This window comes from Vibrio gazogenes (genome assembly GCF_002196515.1).
GTDB lineage: Bacteria > Pseudomonadota > Gammaproteobacteria > Enterobacterales > Vibrionaceae > Vibrio > Vibrio gazogenes_A.
On record NZ_CP018835.1, the window covers coordinates 328,004 to 344,658 of the forward strand.

At 46.3% G+C, this 16,655-nt stretch carries 16 protein-coding genes; 7 read left to right on the forward strand and 9 right to left on the reverse strand.

Annotated features, from left to right (window positions below):
• Positions 1-150 precede the first annotated feature (150 nt).
• The 5 genes from BSQ33_RS01480 to BSQ33_RS01500 form a co-directional block, all read right to left on the reverse strand.
• Positions 151-711: a GNAT family N-acetyltransferase gene (locus BSQ33_RS01480; protein ID WP_021021606.1), complete on the reverse strand. Its 561-nt coding sequence runs from the start codon at positions 709-711 to the stop codon at positions 151-153.
• 77 nt (positions 712-788) lie between these two features.
• Entirely contained in the window at positions 789-2,336 is a 1,548-nt protein-coding gene (tyrR, locus tag BSQ33_RS01485; protein WP_088133057.1) for a transcriptional regulator TyrR, read from the reverse strand.
• A gap of 171 nt (positions 2,337-2,507) precedes the next feature.
• Positions 2,508-3,557 (reverse strand): YcjF family protein, encoded by a 1,050-nt coding sequence (locus tag BSQ33_RS01490; protein WP_088133059.1) that lies wholly within the window; start codon positions 3,555-3,557, stop codon positions 2,508-2,510.
• Positions 3,554-4,948, reverse strand: coding sequence for a YcjX family protein (locus BSQ33_RS01495; RefSeq protein ID WP_088133061.1), 1,395 nt, complete (start codon positions 4,946-4,948; stop codon positions 3,554-3,556). Before BSQ33_RS01495 ends, BSQ33_RS01490 begins: the two co-directional genes overlap by 4 nt.
• A gap of 77 nt (positions 4,949-5,025) precedes the next feature.
• Positions 5,026-5,400, reverse strand: a complete 375-nt coding sequence (locus BSQ33_RS01500; RefSeq protein WP_088133063.1) for an MmcQ/YjbR family DNA-binding protein — start codon at positions 5,398-5,400, stop codon at positions 5,026-5,028.
• Between the two features lie 134 nt (positions 5,401-5,534).
• Here BSQ33_RS01500 and BSQ33_RS01505 point away from each other — a divergent pair, with 134 nt between their 5' ends.
• Both BSQ33_RS01505 and BSQ33_RS01510 read left to right on the forward strand, forming a co-directional pair.
• Positions 5,535-6,428, forward strand: coding sequence for a DMT family transporter (locus BSQ33_RS01505; protein WP_021021601.1), 894 nt, complete (start codon positions 5,535-5,537; stop codon positions 6,426-6,428).
• Between the two features lie 152 nt (positions 6,429-6,580).
• Positions 6,581-7,243 (forward strand): START domain-containing protein, encoded by a 663-nt coding sequence (locus BSQ33_RS01510; protein WP_088133065.1) that lies wholly within the window; start codon positions 6,581-6,583, stop codon positions 7,241-7,243.
• Here BSQ33_RS01510 and BSQ33_RS01515 read toward each other — a convergent pair.
• Entirely contained in the window at positions 7,229-7,420 is a 192-nt protein-coding gene (locus BSQ33_RS01515; protein WP_088133067.1) for a hypothetical protein, read from the reverse strand. The genes BSQ33_RS01510 and BSQ33_RS01515 overlap by 15 nt on opposite strands.
• 338 nt (positions 7,421-7,758) lie before the next feature.
• On the opposite strand from BSQ33_RS01515, the gene BSQ33_RS01520 reads away from it, so the two are divergent.
• The gene (locus BSQ33_RS01520; RefSeq protein WP_157721337.1) at positions 7,759-8,469 is read left to right on the forward strand and encodes a hypothetical protein; all 711 of its coding nucleotides are present in this window, start codon (positions 7,759-7,761) and stop codon (positions 8,467-8,469) included.
• Positions 8,470-8,604: 135 nt separating this feature from the next.
• Here the strand turns inward: BSQ33_RS01520 and BSQ33_RS01525 are convergent, their stop codons facing one another.
• Positions 8,605-10,119, reverse strand: coding sequence for a fumarate hydratase (locus tag BSQ33_RS01525; RefSeq protein WP_021021597.1), 1,515 nt, complete (start codon positions 10,117-10,119; stop codon positions 8,605-8,607).
• A gap of 192 nt (positions 10,120-10,311) precedes the next feature.
• Here BSQ33_RS01525 and pabB point away from each other — a divergent pair, with 192 nt between their 5' ends.
• The 4 genes from pabB to BSQ33_RS01545 all read left to right on the forward strand — a co-directional run bounded on the left by pabB (position 10,312) and on the right by BSQ33_RS01545 (position 14,506).
• Positions 10,312-11,676: an aminodeoxychorismate synthase component 1 gene (pabB, locus tag BSQ33_RS01530; RefSeq protein ID WP_088133071.1), complete on the forward strand. Its 1,365-nt coding sequence runs from the start codon at positions 10,312-10,314 to the stop codon at positions 11,674-11,676.
• Between the two features lie 21 nt (positions 11,677-11,697).
• Positions 11,698-12,309, forward strand: a complete 612-nt coding sequence (locus tag BSQ33_RS01535; protein WP_088133073.1) for a CoA pyrophosphatase — start codon at positions 11,698-11,700, stop codon at positions 12,307-12,309.
• Between the two features lie 133 nt (positions 12,310-12,442).
• Positions 12,443-12,952: a hypothetical protein gene (locus BSQ33_RS01540; protein WP_088133075.1), complete on the forward strand. Its 510-nt coding sequence runs from the start codon at positions 12,443-12,445 to the stop codon at positions 12,950-12,952.
• Between the two features lie 192 nt (positions 12,953-13,144).
• Positions 13,145-14,506 carry an L-serine ammonia-lyase gene (locus tag BSQ33_RS01545; RefSeq protein WP_027694377.1) on the forward strand — a complete coding sequence of 454 codons (1,362 nt, stop codon included), beginning with the start codon at positions 13,145-13,147 and terminating at the stop codon, positions 14,504-14,506.
• Positions 14,507-14,710: 204 nt separating this feature from the next.
• On the opposite strand, the gene queD is transcribed toward BSQ33_RS01545, so the two are convergent.
• Together queD and BSQ33_RS01555 are read right to left on the reverse strand one after the other, a co-directional pair.
• The gene (gene queD, locus BSQ33_RS01550; RefSeq protein ID WP_021021592.1) at positions 14,711-15,067 is read right to left on the reverse strand and encodes a 6-carboxytetrahydropterin synthase QueD; all 357 of its coding nucleotides are present in this window, start codon (positions 15,065-15,067) and stop codon (positions 14,711-14,713) included.
• 218 nt (positions 15,068-15,285) lie between these two features.
• Positions 15,286-16,320: an FAD-binding oxidoreductase gene (locus BSQ33_RS01555; protein ID WP_420070616.1), complete on the reverse strand. Its 1,035-nt coding sequence runs from the start codon at positions 16,318-16,320 to the stop codon at positions 15,286-15,288.
• Positions 16,321-16,655 lie beyond the last annotated feature (335 nt).

Below are 16,655 nucleotides of genomic sequence, written 5' to 3' on the forward strand. Positions count from 1 at the left end.
AGGGGTCATTTGCTTAGGATAGCTAAGCGGCATGCGCCGCGATCAATGCCCGTTCAGATTGAACAAAATTCAACCACGAACGGTCAACAACCCCTAGCCACAATACGAATATATCCGCTGTCATTCAAAATACGGGGATCACGAGGCAGACTAGGCTTTCCACCCCGGATTGATGAGTGAAGTCAGATAATGATCTTCCCACTGGCCATTAATCAACAGAAAATCTTTCAGCTCGCCTTCATACTGAAACCCTAACCGCTTCAGTACGGCTTCACTGCGTTGATTGCGCGGCATATATGTAGCGGAGATACGATGCATATTCTGCGCTTCAAACATAAACCGACAAGCCATTTTTAATGCCCGGGTCATCACGCCTTTCCCCTGCGCATTTTCAGCCAGTGAATAACCGACATAACAGCTATGAACCGGAAAACGTGAAATTTGGCTAAACGAGATCGTACCGAGCATTTCATGGGTAGAAATATCGAAAATCAGGAGATAGAAACCAATCGCCATCGTTTCTAATTCTTTGAGTTTTATCAGACGTTGTGTCCAACCTTGTTCAAGGAAGAATTCTGCTTCCCGCTTCGGTTCCCATGGGGTAAGGAAGTGGCGGTTGACATTAAAATACCGGGCGATCGTTCTGGCGTCATCAACCCGAGCCGAACGGATCACAATGTCGCCATCGACATCATAAACTTGTTTATACATAAATAACTTAGCGTCCTGTTGCTTGTCACTCCGAGAACATCAGCCTCAATCACAAGGCGATGAACATCGCGGAGAAATTAATGTTTCCGAATATCGTAATCTCGCAATTTGTTTGCAATTGAGGTATGAGAGACATTCAATCGTTTGGCTAGCTTGCGACTCGATGGGAATGACTGATAGAGCCGCTCCAAAACTTTGGCTTCATAATCTTTCATAATATCATCCAGACAGCCATCGAGGTTCAGCAATCCAATCGCCCCATTCACAACTTCAACACCCGGAAGATGGAAATATTCGATTTTTAATTCATCATCTGGCATCTCAGTCAATGCTCTCAGCACCATATTATCCAACTGGCGCATATTGCCCGGCCACTGATAATGCGACAACTGTTCAATGACCGATTCGTCATAATGCGGTTTAACCATTCCCATATGACGCACATGCTTGGCGATAAAGAGTTCCAGTAATGGCTGTACATCACTTGGCCGCTCGCGCAACGGTGGAATTGACAAAGTCAGCACATTCAACCGATAGAACAGATCTTCACGGAATTGATCGGATTCAGCCAAAGCTGCCAGATTATGCCGCGTTGATGCGATCACTCGGACATCCACATGGATTTCATGCTCTTCCCCGACTCGGCGGAATGTTCCATCTTGGAGAAAACGTAACAATTTAATCTGCAGATGGGCGCTCATTTCACCGATTTCATCGAGAAATACAGTGCCCCCATTCGCCTGCTCGAAAATGCCCTTATGCCCTTCGCGATGATTGAAAGATCCTGGCGCATGGCCGAATAACTCAGTTTCAGCGACGTCATCTGGCATCGATGCACAACTGACGACCAAAAATGGTCTCGATGCCCGTTCTGAGCGGTTATGACAGGCTTTCGCCAACATTTCTTTGCCGGTCCCGGTTTCGCCTTCGATCAACAACGGTTGATCCAGCATCGCCAGCTTTTTCGCCTGATTGATGAGGTGTTTATGCCGGTTGGAAATACCAACGAAATGTTCAAATCCCAGTTCGCTATGCAGCGGTAATTGCGTGTGCTGTATTTCATGCTGGAACTGTCTGGCGCGTAGGATCACCATCGCACTGGCCAGAATCGATTCTTTTGACTCACTCTGAATATAAACGGGCATGATTTCCAGAATATAGTCCAGACCATTCAACACAATGTCCTCACGCTGACGGGATTTGCTCCCCTCAAGCCAGCGAGAAAAGTTAAACGCATGCACCAGTGTTGAAATCGCATGACCGATGACGTCGTTTTCCTGCCGATTGAACAATGATAAAGCAGCATGGTTAGCTGTATCAACAAAACCTTTTAAATCAATAGTTAATACGGCATCTGGCAAGTTGTTCAACAGTGAAACCAACTCAGTGTTATGCCGTTCCATTGGCATAAACTGAATTTTCCGGACATCTTTCACGCCTGATATCATCCGAATCTGAGCCATCAGTTCACTAAACGTCACGAAATCAATATCCGGGCAATTCAGATAAATAATCCCAGAAATATCAATTTCAATACCTCTTAAATCAATATTTCTGGATACCAGAATATCCAGTAACTCCCGGGTCAACCCGAGACGGTCTTCACACAAGACTTCTAGACGCACAAAAAGCAACCCACACGTGTAAGGAAAAGTTGACAGTAGTGTCTATCAACACTCAACCTCCGTCAAGTCACAAACATGCCATGCGTCAGAATCAATGTACTGATATCACAATTTAATAAGGCACTGACCCCAAAGGCGCATAACTGGATCTGTTGCACAGAAAAATGCTCATCACGCGGTCTTCATCAGGCCAAGCACTCTCGAAACAATGGCTTTCCTGACACTGGTCAGTTTCGCTTTCCGCTCAGGAACCCATGGCAATGGCCGTAATAGTGTCACCGCCTGAAGCCCCAGCCGCGCGGTCAGAATCCCGACCCCGACACCTTGTCCGGCTCTGGCTGAGATTTTTCCGGCCAGCCCGGCCGAAAGCAGATCAGTTCCGGCATCAATCGCAATTTCACTTGCTCCGGCTGCCGCCATGTTGATAAATAATGTCCGCAGCAAACGAATCCGAGACCAGTAACCTAAACGAACCCCATATAAATCAGACAATCGGTTGATCATCGTCAGATTTCGCCACGCAACCAGCAGCATGTCGGTGATCGCCAGCGGGCTAACCGCAACCAATGCAGCTGACTCAGTCGCATACCGGGAAATCAACTGAATTGCTTTTTCATCAAGATGCTTCAGAACAAACACATCAAACAGCGCTAAAACCTCACCATCGTTATAGGCTGAATTCAGATGCTTTTCCCATTCAGTTACATGCTGAGGTTCGATCGCTGACACGGAGCCATGAATCAAACCCGCATCATCGATAATTTTACGGCACAGATCGGTTGCCTGACCGACACTGTGTGACTGAATCAGCGCTTCAGCTTCCGTCTGGCGGTTAAAGTGTTTCCGCAAGGCGCGCAGTGTAAACCACTCTTTCAATAACTGACTGATCCCTGCGCCGGCAACCGCTGTGACGAGGGCTGTCCATCCCAATGTTAACCATTCACCATTTTGATATGCCGAAAAAATCGTATCTACCGCCTGCCAGCCGACTAAACCGACAAAGGTGCAGCTACTCAACCGCCAAAACCAAGGCGTTTTGCTCCGCGGACGAATAACCTTGTCGAGATTGACAGCTTCTGATTCCGCCAATGACGACTCAGAGACCGGCTCAGGCGTGAAAGTTGCCTCATCAAACTGCTGTTGCGCCAGCAGTGATGCTGTTTTCTCATTCGATGATTCTAAGTCTTGTTGAAAGACGCGTTTCGGTTGATAAGGTGTCATCGCAATTTATCTCCGATTAAATATTCCAATACCGTGTCCAGACGAATTTGAGGAATCGGCTGTCGGGGATCAGAAATTTGTGGGCGGAACTCGGTAAAATCAAACTGCTGAGATTGCCAGAATGCCGAGGATGGGAGTTTATCCGGGACTTCTCCGGGAAAAAGCGTCACATTGTCTCCACTCAGTGTCGTACCTTGAATTGCGTGTATCTGCCCTTCCGGTGTTGAAATATATCCGGCTTGCGTCGCCTGAACAGACGCTAAAGTCAGACATTCCATCGACACATTTTCATAAGATACATCTTGCCAGACTGGCTGAATCATTTGATTCAACAAATGCAGCAAATGCACATGTTGATCCGGTGTCACATGATCTGCTTTGGTGGCAGCAAACAGCACTTTATCGATTTTTGGAGAAAACAGTCGTGACAATAAACCACTTCGCCCGTATTTGAAACTTTGCAGGAGTTGTACCAAGGCTTGTTGCATATCGACAAATGCATCATGCCCGGCATTGAGTGGGCTCAGACAGTCCACCAGCACCACTTGACGATCAAATGTGGAAAAATATTCCCGATAAAAGTGGCGCACCACTTTTGATTGATATTCTTGGTAACGGGCTTTGAGCACGTCGTAGTTGGTGGCAATTCGCTGTGTCAGTGAACGACGGGAGTGCTGTTCCTCTGGTGGAAGACACGGGAAAAACTGCAACACCGGCGCTCCGGCCAGCTCTCCGGGTAAAACAAAACGACCGGGTTGTACCCAGTGAAATCCTGCGGCTTTACAACGATGCAGATAATCCGTGTACTCGGTCGCAATGCCCGCCAATCGTTGCTCATCGGCTTCCGCACTCAAATCCAGTGCCTGACTCATCTCGAGCCACCCATCGGCCATGATTTTTCTTTGACCACTTAACTGCTGTATCTGCTGAGCCGACCACTGTTCAAAACTCAACTCCAGTAACGGGAGATCGAGTAACCACTCTCCGGGGTAGTCGATCAAATCGATATACAATGTCAGCGACTTGCCCAGTAAACGTTTACTTCTTTTTTCCGGGCGGTATTTGATAGCCACCCGGGTTTCACTGACATCCCGGGTTGGCTCCGGCCAAAAAGGCGGCTGACTCTGAATGGCGGCAATGGCTTTCTCATAATCAAACCGAGAAACCATCAAGTTCCGTTGTGGAATCCGTTTGGTACCGATAATCCGTTGCTGTTGACTCGCGGCCAGAAAAGGCAGATGCCGATGGGTCGAAAGATATTGAATTTGATTGAGTAATGATGTGATAAATGCCGTTTTACCGGCCCGAGACAGCCCTGTGACAGCGATTTTGATATTCGCGTCCAGTCCGCGCTGAATCAATTCCGAAACATCCTGACCAATCTGTCGCATCAATACCACCTTTATTCTTTTAAGCTATATTTAGCCGCAATTATATACTCTAACCACCTAAAATGCAGTGTGAAGGCTCAGGAGCATGGCGGCTGATTCACGCCTAGTGCTCGCTGTGTACGTTGACTCAATCCCAATGAAACGATCCGGTAAGATTCAGCCAGATAATACATCAGCGCTTCATCAGTATCGGGGGTGCTTTTATCATGCTGGATCCACTTCATCCCACGGGAAGCAAAATAAGGGGCTGGTCGATATCCCGGTTGCTCACTTAGAAAGTCAAAATTCAGTGGTGATGTTTTAAACGTAAATGCCGGTTGCCCTTCGCGGTTCAAACGACCAATGGCGAAAACTTTGCCACCGATTTTCCACACATGGGAATGATGCCATTGCACCACATAAGTCGTCGCAGGTAAGGCACGACAAAACGCATTGTATTCATCTAAATTCATCAAAAATGATTCTCACTCGGAATCGTTATCCGTCTTTTAGTCCCCGTAAAAAGAGAGACAACTCAGCTGAATCCAGCTAAAATGTGACCTCTCTCTTTTCTCCAATCTACTGACCAATATAAGCTGTTATAAAAATGAAATCACCCCAGCAACCGATTTTTCCCATCGGTGTCCAATTTATGTTTCTGTCGGCTTTGGGATTTGCCCTCATGACTGCATGTGTCAAAGCGACCAACCAGTATGGTATTCCCGTTTTCGAAATTGTTGCCGCCCGTGCACTAGTATCGCTGATCATCAGCTACATCGATGTCAAGCGTAAGAAAATTTCAATTTGGGGCAACAATAAACCGTTGCTGTTTGCCCGGGGTGCTGTCGGTACAGTCGCGCTGATGTGCGTCTATTACTCTGTCACCACACTCCCTTTGGCTGAAGCAACGATTTTACAATATGTCCATCCGGTGTTTACCGCGCTGTTAGCCGTGTTCTTCTTAAAAGAAAGGGTTCAGCCGGCAACCATTCTCTGTATTTTGACCTGTTTGCTTGGGCTCTATTTTATCCTACAGTCTGATATGACTTCAGATTCAACCACACCACTCCCTTTATTGAGCGTCGCATTCGCATTGATGGGGGCATTCGGTAGTTCAATCGCCTATGTCATCGTCAAGAAACTAAGCACGACCGAAGACAGCTCCGTCATTATTTTTTATTTTCCGCTGGTTGCACTACCAATCGCGTCTCTGCTGATTGGTGATGATTTCGTCTGGCCTGATTTCAATATCACGATTTTGCTGATTTTGGTTGGTATATTTACTCAGGTAGGTCAATACGGTCTGACAAAAGCAATGCAGACTCAGGATGCAGGCCGAGCAGCAGCATTCGCTTATGTACAGATAGTGATCTCCGTGCTTATCGGTATCGCTGTATTTGATGAAATTCCATCGGTCTGGACGTTGATCGGCGGCATTCTCATCGTCTCCGGTGCGCTGATTAATCTGTTCGGACAGCGGTTCAGACTCGCTCGAAATTGATCCGCACCGGTGAGAAAAAGCACTGACGTGTGGTGAAAAAGCAATCTTGTGAGGGGGATACCAATTTCCCCTCGCTAACGGGTGATCGCACCGCTATGATGATAAAACGAAACTGAGGAAATTACTCAATATCATCAGGGACATCCGACATCATGCGATTGATCTCACTGGCTATGTTGCTACTGCTTAACTTGCCCACATCGGCTCATGCGACAAATTCATCAACAGCACCATGGTCGCTTTATAAAGCAAACGATAACGTCAAAATATACAGCCACAAAACGGCAACGGGTCATATAGAAGTCAAAGCGGTCGCCACTGTTAAAGCGATTCCCGGTGCATTAGTGGCTTTATTACATGATGCACAACGTGGTCCCGAATGGATAGCAAACTGCCGTCAAGTCGTGATTGCAACCAAATCCGCTCATGAACGCATCATCCATGTCTATTACAGTGCGCCCTGGCCTGTTGAAGATCGGGACATGGTGATTGATTCCGTGATTCATTATGATCCGCAGGCCCAACGATTAACAATTAGCGTGCAGGATGTGGGCGATCAGTATCCTCTCGAACAAAATTATGTGCGCATGAAACATGTCCGTGGTGAGTGGCAAGCAATTCGACTGGACAACCAGCAGACTCAGATTTCGTATCAAGGTCAAGGGAGTGCTGCCGGTCATATTCCGCTCTGGCTGGAAAATAAACTCTTATTGCGTTCTACTTATGAGACTTTCTTAAATATGACCGCTGTGATTGAAGAAAAAGTCTATCAAGTCCCGCTCCCTCATTCATCAGTCGCATTATTGACGAATTAAATCCCTAGGGGCTGTTGCCGGGTTTTCAGAGACAGCCGCCTGTTCAGAAATCTGCTCTTGTTCCTGCGGCTCATCTTCTGCGGAAGAAAACAAGTAGGTTAGAAATCCAACACTCGCCATATAAAGACTGGCAGCAATAATGGCGGTAATCAGGATGATTTTTTTTAACCACTGCATGGTTGTTCTCGTAAAATTAAATCGGTAGCAAACCATACCAAACTGGATAGAAATTGAAAGCGTTTCATCATTCCTCAAACGGTTCTCAGCAGATTGAATCAAGAATCGGTCACAATCCGTCACATAACTGACAACGAACGATACATTTTATGAGGGTCTATCACGTTATCATTCAACTATATGCATTTTTATTGAATGCATGCTGGCATATATATTGATAAAATCATTAAAGTCATAGATATAATAAGCAATTCATATTATTTATCCATTTTATGAATATATCGGCCAGTTTTCCCTCAAAATGACAATATTTTTCCCTAACGACAAGACAACAAAAAATGAAAAAAATTATTTACAGTACAATCCTGAGCATGTCACTCGTTGCCTGTGGTGGTTCCGATGGCGATGAGTCATATTCCCCCGTCAATTACCAATCCAATGGATTAGGATTCAATGATATTACCAATGGTTTCGATGTCGCCATCCACTTATATAATCAATTGAATGAAAAACAAATTGAAAAAGGTAATATCACGGTGACATTCGACTTGAATCATAACTCAACATTCGATGATGGTGACATTCGGATTAAAGTCGGGAATACATCAAAAGTCCCCAATATTTACTATGAGACAAACTGGACGGGTGGCGACTTTATTGTCGAATATAATAAAGCAGGGACAATCATGTCCGTGCGGCCAAACAGTGGTGTCATTGTCGGAAGTAATAACATTCTGACCAATGATATCGGTTCGGTCGCCTATCGACTTACAACATTCAACGGTGGTTTTGTCAGTAATTATCTGATTTTCAGGATCAACCGCGCCTTCACGGCAACACATGCAGATGTCCCACTGATCAAACAAAGCTTAAACCTCATTTCCAGTGCAACACCATTTAATATTGAATTCAGTGATGGCGTCAGCAGTGCTGATTATATCCCCGCTAAAGATGTATTCAGCCAAGGCACTTTTACGGATAACCAATATGATTACACGGGGAATAACAACGAAATTGATCTTAAATCAATCAGCATTCGCAATATCTGATTACTGATTCTCGTACCTTGAAGAGTCTGAGAATTTGAAGTGAAAATGATTCAATGATGATCACGAGATGAGTGATGGCTGTATCAGCCAGTAAAAAAGCCTCTGTTCAGAGGCTTTTTTTATCACGGACAGGTTTTATTTCTCGGCTTCTGCGATTTTGACCTTCCATACATCCGGGCCGGTCTGGTGCGCATTGACACCATGAGAATCGACCGCCACTGTGACAGGCATATCTTCGACTTCAAATTCGTAGATAGCTTCCATACCCAGCTCTTCGAATGCCACCACACGTGCTTTCTTAATGGCTTTGGCAACGAGGTAAGCAGCACCACCGACAGCCATCAGATAAACCGCTTGATGGTTTTTGATCGATTCAACCGTTGCCGCACCGCGTTCCGCTTTACCAATCATGCCCATCACACCCACATCATCAAGCATCATATCAGTAAACTTGTCCATGCGTGTTGACGTTGTCGGACCCGCAGGGCCAACAACTTCATCGCCCACAGCATCAACCGGCCCAACGTAATAGATAAACTTACCTTTCAGGTCAACACCTTCAGGTAAACCTTCACCATTGTTTAGCATGGTTTGAATACGTTTATGTGCCGCATCACGTCCGGTCAGAATCTTGCCTGACAACAATAGGGTTTCACCGGTTTTCCATTCACGGACATCTTCTTTCGTGACCTGATCAAGGTTAACGCGACGCGTGTTTTCACCCGCTTCCCACGTAATATCCGGCCAATCTTCCAACTTCGGTGGTACAAACTCAGCCGGACCATTGCCATCGAGAGTGAAGTGGATATGACGTGTTGCTGCACAGTTCGGGATCAAACAGACAGGCTTCGATGCTGCGTGTGTCGGTGCAGTTTTGATCTTCACATCAACTACCGTGGTTAAACCACCCAGCCCTTGTGCACCAATTCCTAAACGATTCACCCGGTTGAAAATATCCAGACGCAACTCTTCTTCGGCATTTTGTGGGCCGCGATCTATCAGCTCTTGAATATCGATATGTTCCATCAAGGATTCTTTTGCCAGTACAGCGGCTTTTTCTGCTGTACCACCGATACCAATACCGAGCATTCCCGGCGGACACCAGCCGGCACCCATTGCTGGTAACGTTTTTTCGACCCACTCTGCAATATCATCTGACGGATTGAGCATCACCATTTTCGTTTTGTTTTCAGAGCCGCCCCCTTTGGCAGCAATCTGGACTTCAACCTGATCACCGGGAACCATATTGATATGAACAACAGCCGGCGTGTTGTCGCGGCTATTGATCCGTTTCCCTGCCGGATCGTGCAATACCGATGCCCGCAGTGGATTTTCCGGATTGGTATATGCCTGACGAACACCTTCATCAACCATTTCCTGAACGGTCATATCACCTTCCCACTGGACATTCATACCGATATTGACAAAACAAGTCACGATACCTGTGTCCTGACAGATCGGACGGTGTCCTTCCGCAGACATGCGCGAGTTAATCAGAATCTGGGCAATCGCATCTTTCGCGGCCTGACTCTCTTCGCGGTCATAGGCTTTCTTTAACGCCTGAACAAAATCAAGCGGATGGTAATAAGAAATATACTGAAGCGCATCAGCCACACTACTGATGAGATCTTCTTTCCGAATTAGTGTCATTGCTTACCTCATTCTATTTATGCTTCCGGGGTCATTTCAGACGACAGAAAATCTGATTATAAAACGCTCAAACACTGTCATTTACCGGAGATTCACTAGCTTATAGTTATTGCTTTTTATGATACTCTTGGTTGCACCAACAAGCCATGCGACGATTGGACTTTTCGTCACAGTTTATACAAATGAACAGCCATGAATAATGCCCCGGATCAATACATTGAACATAAGTCACTCACATATCATCCTCAGCTCGCTATTGAGTATTTCTCTCGTATTGAACATCTGCCTTGGTCGATGCTACTGCGCTCTCCGGCGGAACATACCGACAGCCGCTACGATATCCTCGTAACTCAGCCCGTTGTCACACTAAAAACACAAGGCGCTGTGACGCAGATTCAAACAAGTGACGGCAACATCTCGTCACCAGACGACCCGTTTGAACTTCTGACGCACTACCAAAATCAATACACCCCGGCCCTTGAGGAGATGACCGCATATCCGTTTGCCGGTGGCGCTCTGGGCTACTTTGCTTATGATTTGGGACGACGTATCGAGCAATTACCTGAGCAAGCGGCACGAGATATTCCTTTGCCAGAAATGGCAGTGGGGATTTATACCTGGGCACTGATTGTCGATCATCGTCAGCAAACAGCGGCATTGGTCGGAATCGGAACGGACGCCGCAGCGCAATGGCTCAATGCACAACAAACCGTTGAACACCCCCCTTTTCGTTTGACATCCGACTGGCAAGCGAACATGACTGCGCATGAGTACCGCGATAAAATCGACGCCATTCATGAATATCTGCATTCGGGAGACTGTTATCAGGTCAACCTGACGCAGCGCTTTCAAGCCGGTTATACCGGTAGTGAATGGCAAGCCTATCAACAATTAGAAAATGAAAACCGGGCGCCTTTTTCGGCTTATCTCCGCATTGAAGAAGGCGTCATTTTAAGTATATCTCCGGAACGTTTTCTACAATATAAAGCACCGGTCATTGAGACAAAGCCCATTAAAGGCACGATGCCGCGTAGCGCGGATCAAACCCTTGACCGGCAACATGCACAAACATTAGCCGCCTCGGAAAAAGATCAATCCGAGAATCTGATGATTGTTGATTTATTACGCAACGATATTGGTCGAGTCGCCAAACCGGGCAGTGTCCATGTCCCGACATTATTTGCAATTGAAAGTTTCCCTGCCGTTCATCATTTGGTCAGCACCATTCAGGCTGAGTTAGATGCCCGTTACACCGCCGCAGATTTGCTGCGCGCTTGTTTTCCGGGAGGCTCCATTACCGGCGCGCCGAAAATCAGGGCGATGGAAATCATCGAAGAGCTGGAGCCTCAGCGCAGAAGTGTTTATTGCGGCAGTATCGGCTATATCAGCCGCGATGGTCAGATGGATACCAGCATTACAATTCGCACCCTGATCGCCACAAATCAGCAGCTCTATGTCTGGGCTGGCGGGGGGATCGTCGCTGATAGTGAGTGTGCCAGCGAATATCAAGAAACATTTGATAAACTGAGTCGGATATTACCCGTATTATCATCATAATCTGCCACGAAGAGACTGAAGATGCATCTGACCCGAACAACGATATTAAGAGATTTTCAACTCCGTCAGCCGAGTGACTATGCCTTGGAATCATTATCGCGGACCAAGCATCTTTCCGGGCAAAAGTTACGTAAAGCAGCCGTATTGGTTGCTTTTGTCGAACGGCCAACGGGATTGAATGTCATTTTTACCAAACGGGCAGCACATCTGAAACATCATCCGAGTCAGGTCAGCTTCCCCGGTGGCAAGTGTGAGCGGTGGGATTCATCCGTCTATGCGACTGCGATTCGAGAAGCACACGAAGAAATAGGTCTGACGCAACATCAGGTTGAATTAATTGGCAGCCTGCCGGAATTAAAAACCGTCAGCTACTTCTCGGTAACGCCAGTCGTCGCATTCGCATCCCCCGACTATCAAGCCACGATAGACCCGAATGAAGTTGAAGAAGTCTTCGAAGTACCGGCAGATTATTTACTCCACCCCCGAAATCTTCACCATACGACATTTATCCTGAAAAATGCCCGACATCGGGTGTTTGCCATCCCCTATCAACAACATTTTATATGGGGCGTGACAGCCCAGATCGTCCATGCATTACAAAAACAGATCCAAATATATACCGCCAGCCCATAACTTGGGAACACAGTAGCAATGAGCAACTAAATGTAGTATAAGCTTCTGCGACATCAACAAGTTACCTATCATGCACTCCCTCTCTTTAAAGCGTGATTGAACAACTCTTATTCAGATAGTTTGGAATAACACGATGAATAAAAAATACTTTTTACTCCTTCCGTTATGTTTCGCTCCTCTCTACGCCAACGCCGCCGAAGAAAAAGGAACCTACTACATGGGATATCTGCATGAAGATATTAACCAAAGTGGTGTATTTGAAATCGGGGTCCGCGTCCCTTACTCCCAGTTTACCGAATTCAATGTCGCCGCTATGTGGTTTGCCCATGATCAAAACCTTTATGAAGGAATCAACGCCGGATTTCATCTCACCACTGGTACACCGGTCTTAAAAGGTTATGTGGGGGCGGGACTTTTTGGCGGACAAAATAAAATGTGCGATAAAAGCTATAACAATCTGAGCAACAGTTATGATTACCAAAACTGCAATTCAGATCTGACGGTCGGGGTGTATCCTGAGGTGGGTGTAGAGCTGTCTATTTCCCGTCTGAAACTGGCAACCTATGCGCGCTATTATAAAACGGCAAACAGCGGTAAAAACGAATACCGTATGTATGGTGCATATATCGGCCTCAGTTTTTAGCATTTTGAAGCAGTTCATAGATAGCAAAAATAACCGCAGATTAAGTAGATTATCAGTTGTGCAGGCAGGGGGAGTCATGTACTCTCCCTCCGCTATTTCAACCTGCTCAGACTGCGTTATTTCGCGTCATTCAGGATGAAATCATCATTTGCTGTTATTTGTTGATATAAGCTGTTTGTGAGTAAGCCATCTATGATTAGTGTTTTTGACATTTTTAAAATCGGCATAGGGCCATCAAGCTCTCATACGGTAGGGCCAATGAAGGCCGGGAAACAGTTCATTGACGAGCTATACCAGAAAGCAATTTTACCCAATGTAACGAAGATTACGGTTGATGTTTATGGCTCTCTGTCGTTGACAGGGAAAGGCCACCAAACCGATACCGCAACCATTCTCGGTTTAGCCGGGTATAGTCCGGAATCTGTAGAAATCGACCAGATTCCCCATTTTATCCGTCAAGTTGAACAGACGGAGAAGCTCCCAATCGTCTGCTACGACTATCAAGTCGATTTTCTCAAAGCAGATGGAATGACATTCCACACCAGTAATCTGTCTCTGCATGAGAACGGCATGAAAATTCATGCCTGGCAGCATGATGCGTGCCTCTACTCCAAGACGTATTACTCAATCGGCGGTGGATTCATTGTCGATGAAGAAAATTTTGGGCTGTCAATCGAATCATCTGACGAGGTGCCCTACCCTTATATCAGTGCCTCAGAATTGGTCAGCCAGTGTCGTGAATCGGGGTTATCCATCAGCACTCTGGTGTTAGAGAATGAAAAAGCACTGCGCTCCCAAGAAGAGATTCATGCGCACCTGCACAAAGTCTGGCAGACGATGAAAGACTGTATCGCCAGAGGCATGAAAACCGAAGGTATTCTTCCCGGCCCACTGCGAGTTCCCCGCCGCTCGGCAGCGCTCAACCAGCAGCTCCAAACGTCGGAGCGGACGTCCAACGATCCAATGGCCGTGATCGACTGGGTGAACATGTATGCATTTGCCGTCAACGAAGAAAATGCTGCCGGCGGACGTGTGGTCACCGCCCCAACCAATGGCGCTTGTGGTATCGTCCCGGCAGTACTGGCTTACTACAACAAGTTTATTCAGACCGTACATGAAGAAGATTATATTCGTTATCTGGCAACGACGGGTGCTATTGGCGGACTCTACAAACGCAATGCATCGATCTCCGGCGCAGAAGTCGGTTGTCAGGGTGAGGTCGGTGTTGCCTGCTCTATGGCTGCCGCAGGTTTGGCTGAGCTGTTAGGCGGTAGTCCGGAACAGGTCTGTATGGCCGCAGAAATTGCCATGGAACATAACCTCGGTCTGACGTGTGATCCGGTTGCCGGTCAGGTACAAGTCCCTTGTATCGAAAGAAATGGTATCGCAGCGGTCAAAGCCATCAATGCAACACGCATGGCACTGAGACGCTCTTCTGCACCACGGGTTTCTCTCGATAAAGTGATCGAAACCATGCTCGAAACCGGTAAAGATATGAATGCAAAATATCGTGAAACGTCACAAGGTGGCCTTGCGGTCAAAGTCACTTGTTAAAAGTTACTTGTTAAAAGTCACTTGTTAAAAGTTACCTGCTAAAAGTCACTGATTAAAAATCATCGACGAACAACCACGGGTTAGCCGTAACCAGTAACACCGGATACCGAACTGATCGAATTCTGCTTCAACAAAAACGCCCTTCACATGAAGGGCGTTTTTAATCACTTGAATCACAACGGTTTGAACCCATTGGCTGATGCATTATTCTCCGCGATAAACGCATCCTGCGGTACAGGTCTCTTTTACTTCGATTTGGCTGAGCAATGGCAAATTCGGTTTCAATTCATGCCAGATCCAGCGGGCCAACACTTCACTGGTCGGGTTATCCAACCCTTCAATCTCATTCAAATAATAATGATCGAGGCGTTGATAAATCGGTTTAAACGCAGCCTTAATGTCTGCAAAATCGATGACCCAGCCAGTCTGAGGATCAACCTCTCCCTCAACACTCACTCGAACCAAAAAAGAGTGCCCATGAAGACGCCCACATTTGTGGCCTTCAGGCACATGAGGCAGATGATGGGCGGCTTCAAATGTAAACTCTTTATATATGATCATCTCAAACTCTATAAATATCAATAACTTAAAATAAAAACAAACAAGTTATTATACGCGAAAAAGCGCTATTGTCACATGCTAAAAATTGCCAAACGAATATCCTCCGTCATTGATTCTCTCAACGGCAGCAAAATGACATAAAAAATCCCCGGACCATCGTCCGGGGATTGATTGATTCAAATGGAATCAGAGTATCGCTGCGTGAGTGCGTCTAGTGATTAATATTCAACCACAACATCACCCTGTGGCACACTGCAACATGACAGGATATATCCTTCTTCAACATCTTCGTCGGTAATCCCACCGTTGTGCGTCATCTCAACGTCACCTTTGAGTTTTTTCACCTTACAAGTACCACAGATCCCCATCCCGCAAGCTTTCGGAATCGTCAGTCCCACTTTGGCAGCAGCCGCGTGCACGGTTTCTCCCGGTGCGACCTGGACGGTTTTATCACTGGCTGTAAACGCGACTTCAATCATTTCACTTGGGAGAATTGCTTCCGCTTCTTCAGCAGCAACTTCCGCATCGTGAGCAGCCTGCTCTTCAACGACATCCGGTGTCGCGCCAAAGGCTTCTTCATGATAATTGCGCATGTCAAAACCGGCACTTTCCAACATCGCACGCACAGCCTTCATGTATGGTGTCGGCCCACAACAGAAAATTTCGCGCTCCATAAAATCAGGCGCCATCATTTTTAGTTTAATTTCATCGAAAAAGCCGCGGTATCCTGACCAGTTCTGGCCTGACTCCAACCTTTCACAAATCAGGTGTAAATTGAAGTTAGAAATTCGCGAAGACATAAACTCCAGTTCCCGGTGGAAGATCACATCACGAGGCGTTCTGGCACTATGCACGAACACAATGTTGACATCGGTGTTGGTATCATACGCCCAGCGAGCCATGGACATCACCGGCGTAATCCCCACCCCACCGGATAACAGCAAAATCTTTTCTGCCGGGAAATCAATACTATTGAAGTTGCCGACCGGACCATGCACTGCCAGCTCAAACCCTTCGTCCATATTGTCATGCAACCAATTTGACACCAACCCGCCGGGAACACGTTTTACCGTAATGGAAAAGCTATAAGGGACAGACGGAGGGCTGGATATTGTGTAGGAGCGGAAGATCTGTTCACCAGCAATCTCAAGTTCTAATGTGACGAATTGACCCGGTTTAAAAAAGAACATAATTGGCTGATCAGCCATAAAACAGAATGTTTTTGTATCCCACGTTTCTTGTATCGTCTTCACACATCTCACAACATGACGACCGTTGCTCCATGTTTGTGTCGTAACGGGAATAAATGAATTGCTAGTGGCAGGTGTGTTGTTCGGGGTATTCATATCCGGCATCTCCGCAACGGTTTTATATAGTTATATCCCTCCATGGAGGTTGATCGTATTGTTCAGGTATACGCAAAAATACATTTATCTCTTAACGACGTCCTGTTGTCTAATACAGTCATTTATTTTGATTTTTTTCCCCCTTTGTCTCAAACAGCATCATTCGATGTCGTGTATAGACTCTTCTCAAATAATGTAAACGTGCACGATACGCAAAGACACTAACTCATTCCCTTATTTTT

Coding starts and splice junctions, on each gene's coding strand:
- BSQ33_RS01510 (WP_088133065.1), top strand. CDS start 6,581: ATGCGATTGATCTCACTGGCTATGTTGCTACTGCTTAACTTGCCCACA.
- pabB (WP_088133071.1), top strand. CDS start 10,312: ATGAATAATGCCCCGGATCAATACATTGAACATAAGTCACTCACATAT.
- queD (WP_021021592.1), bottom strand. CDS start 15,067: ATGATCATATATAAAGAGTTTACATTTGAAGCCGCCCATCATCTGCCT.
- BSQ33_RS01545 (WP_027694377.1), top strand. CDS start 13,145: ATGATTAGTGTTTTTGACATTTTTAAAATCGGCATAGGGCCATCAAGC.
- BSQ33_RS01520 (WP_157721337.1), top strand. CDS start 7,759: ATGAAAAAAATTATTTACAGTACAATCCTGAGCATGTCACTCGTTGCC.
- BSQ33_RS01535 (WP_088133073.1), top strand. CDS start 11,698: ATGCATCTGACCCGAACAACGATATTAAGAGATTTTCAACTCCGTCAG.
- BSQ33_RS01525 (WP_021021597.1), bottom strand. CDS start 10,119: ATGACACTAATTCGGAAAGAAGATCTCATCAGTAGTGTGGCTGATGCG.
- BSQ33_RS01490 (WP_088133059.1), bottom strand. CDS start 3,557: ATGACACCTTATCAACCGAAACGCGTCTTTCAACAAGACTTAGAATCA.
- BSQ33_RS01515 (WP_088133067.1), bottom strand. CDS start 7,420: ATGCAGTGGTTAAAAAAAATCATCCTGATTACCGCCATTATTGCTGCC.
- BSQ33_RS01480 (WP_021021606.1), bottom strand. CDS start 711: ATGTATAAACAAGTTTATGATGTCGATGGCGACATTGTGATCCGTTCG.
- BSQ33_RS01505 (WP_021021601.1), top strand. CDS start 5,535: ATGAAATCACCCCAGCAACCGATTTTTCCCATCGGTGTCCAATTTATG.
- BSQ33_RS01495 (WP_088133061.1), bottom strand. CDS start 4,948: ATGCGACAGATTGGTCAGGATGTTTCGGAATTGATTCAGCGCGGACTG.
- BSQ33_RS01500 (WP_088133063.1), bottom strand. CDS start 5,400: ATGAATTTAGATGAATACAATGCGTTTTGTCGTGCCTTACCTGCGACG.
- BSQ33_RS01540 (WP_088133075.1), top strand. CDS start 12,443: ATGAATAAAAAATACTTTTTACTCCTTCCGTTATGTTTCGCTCCTCTC.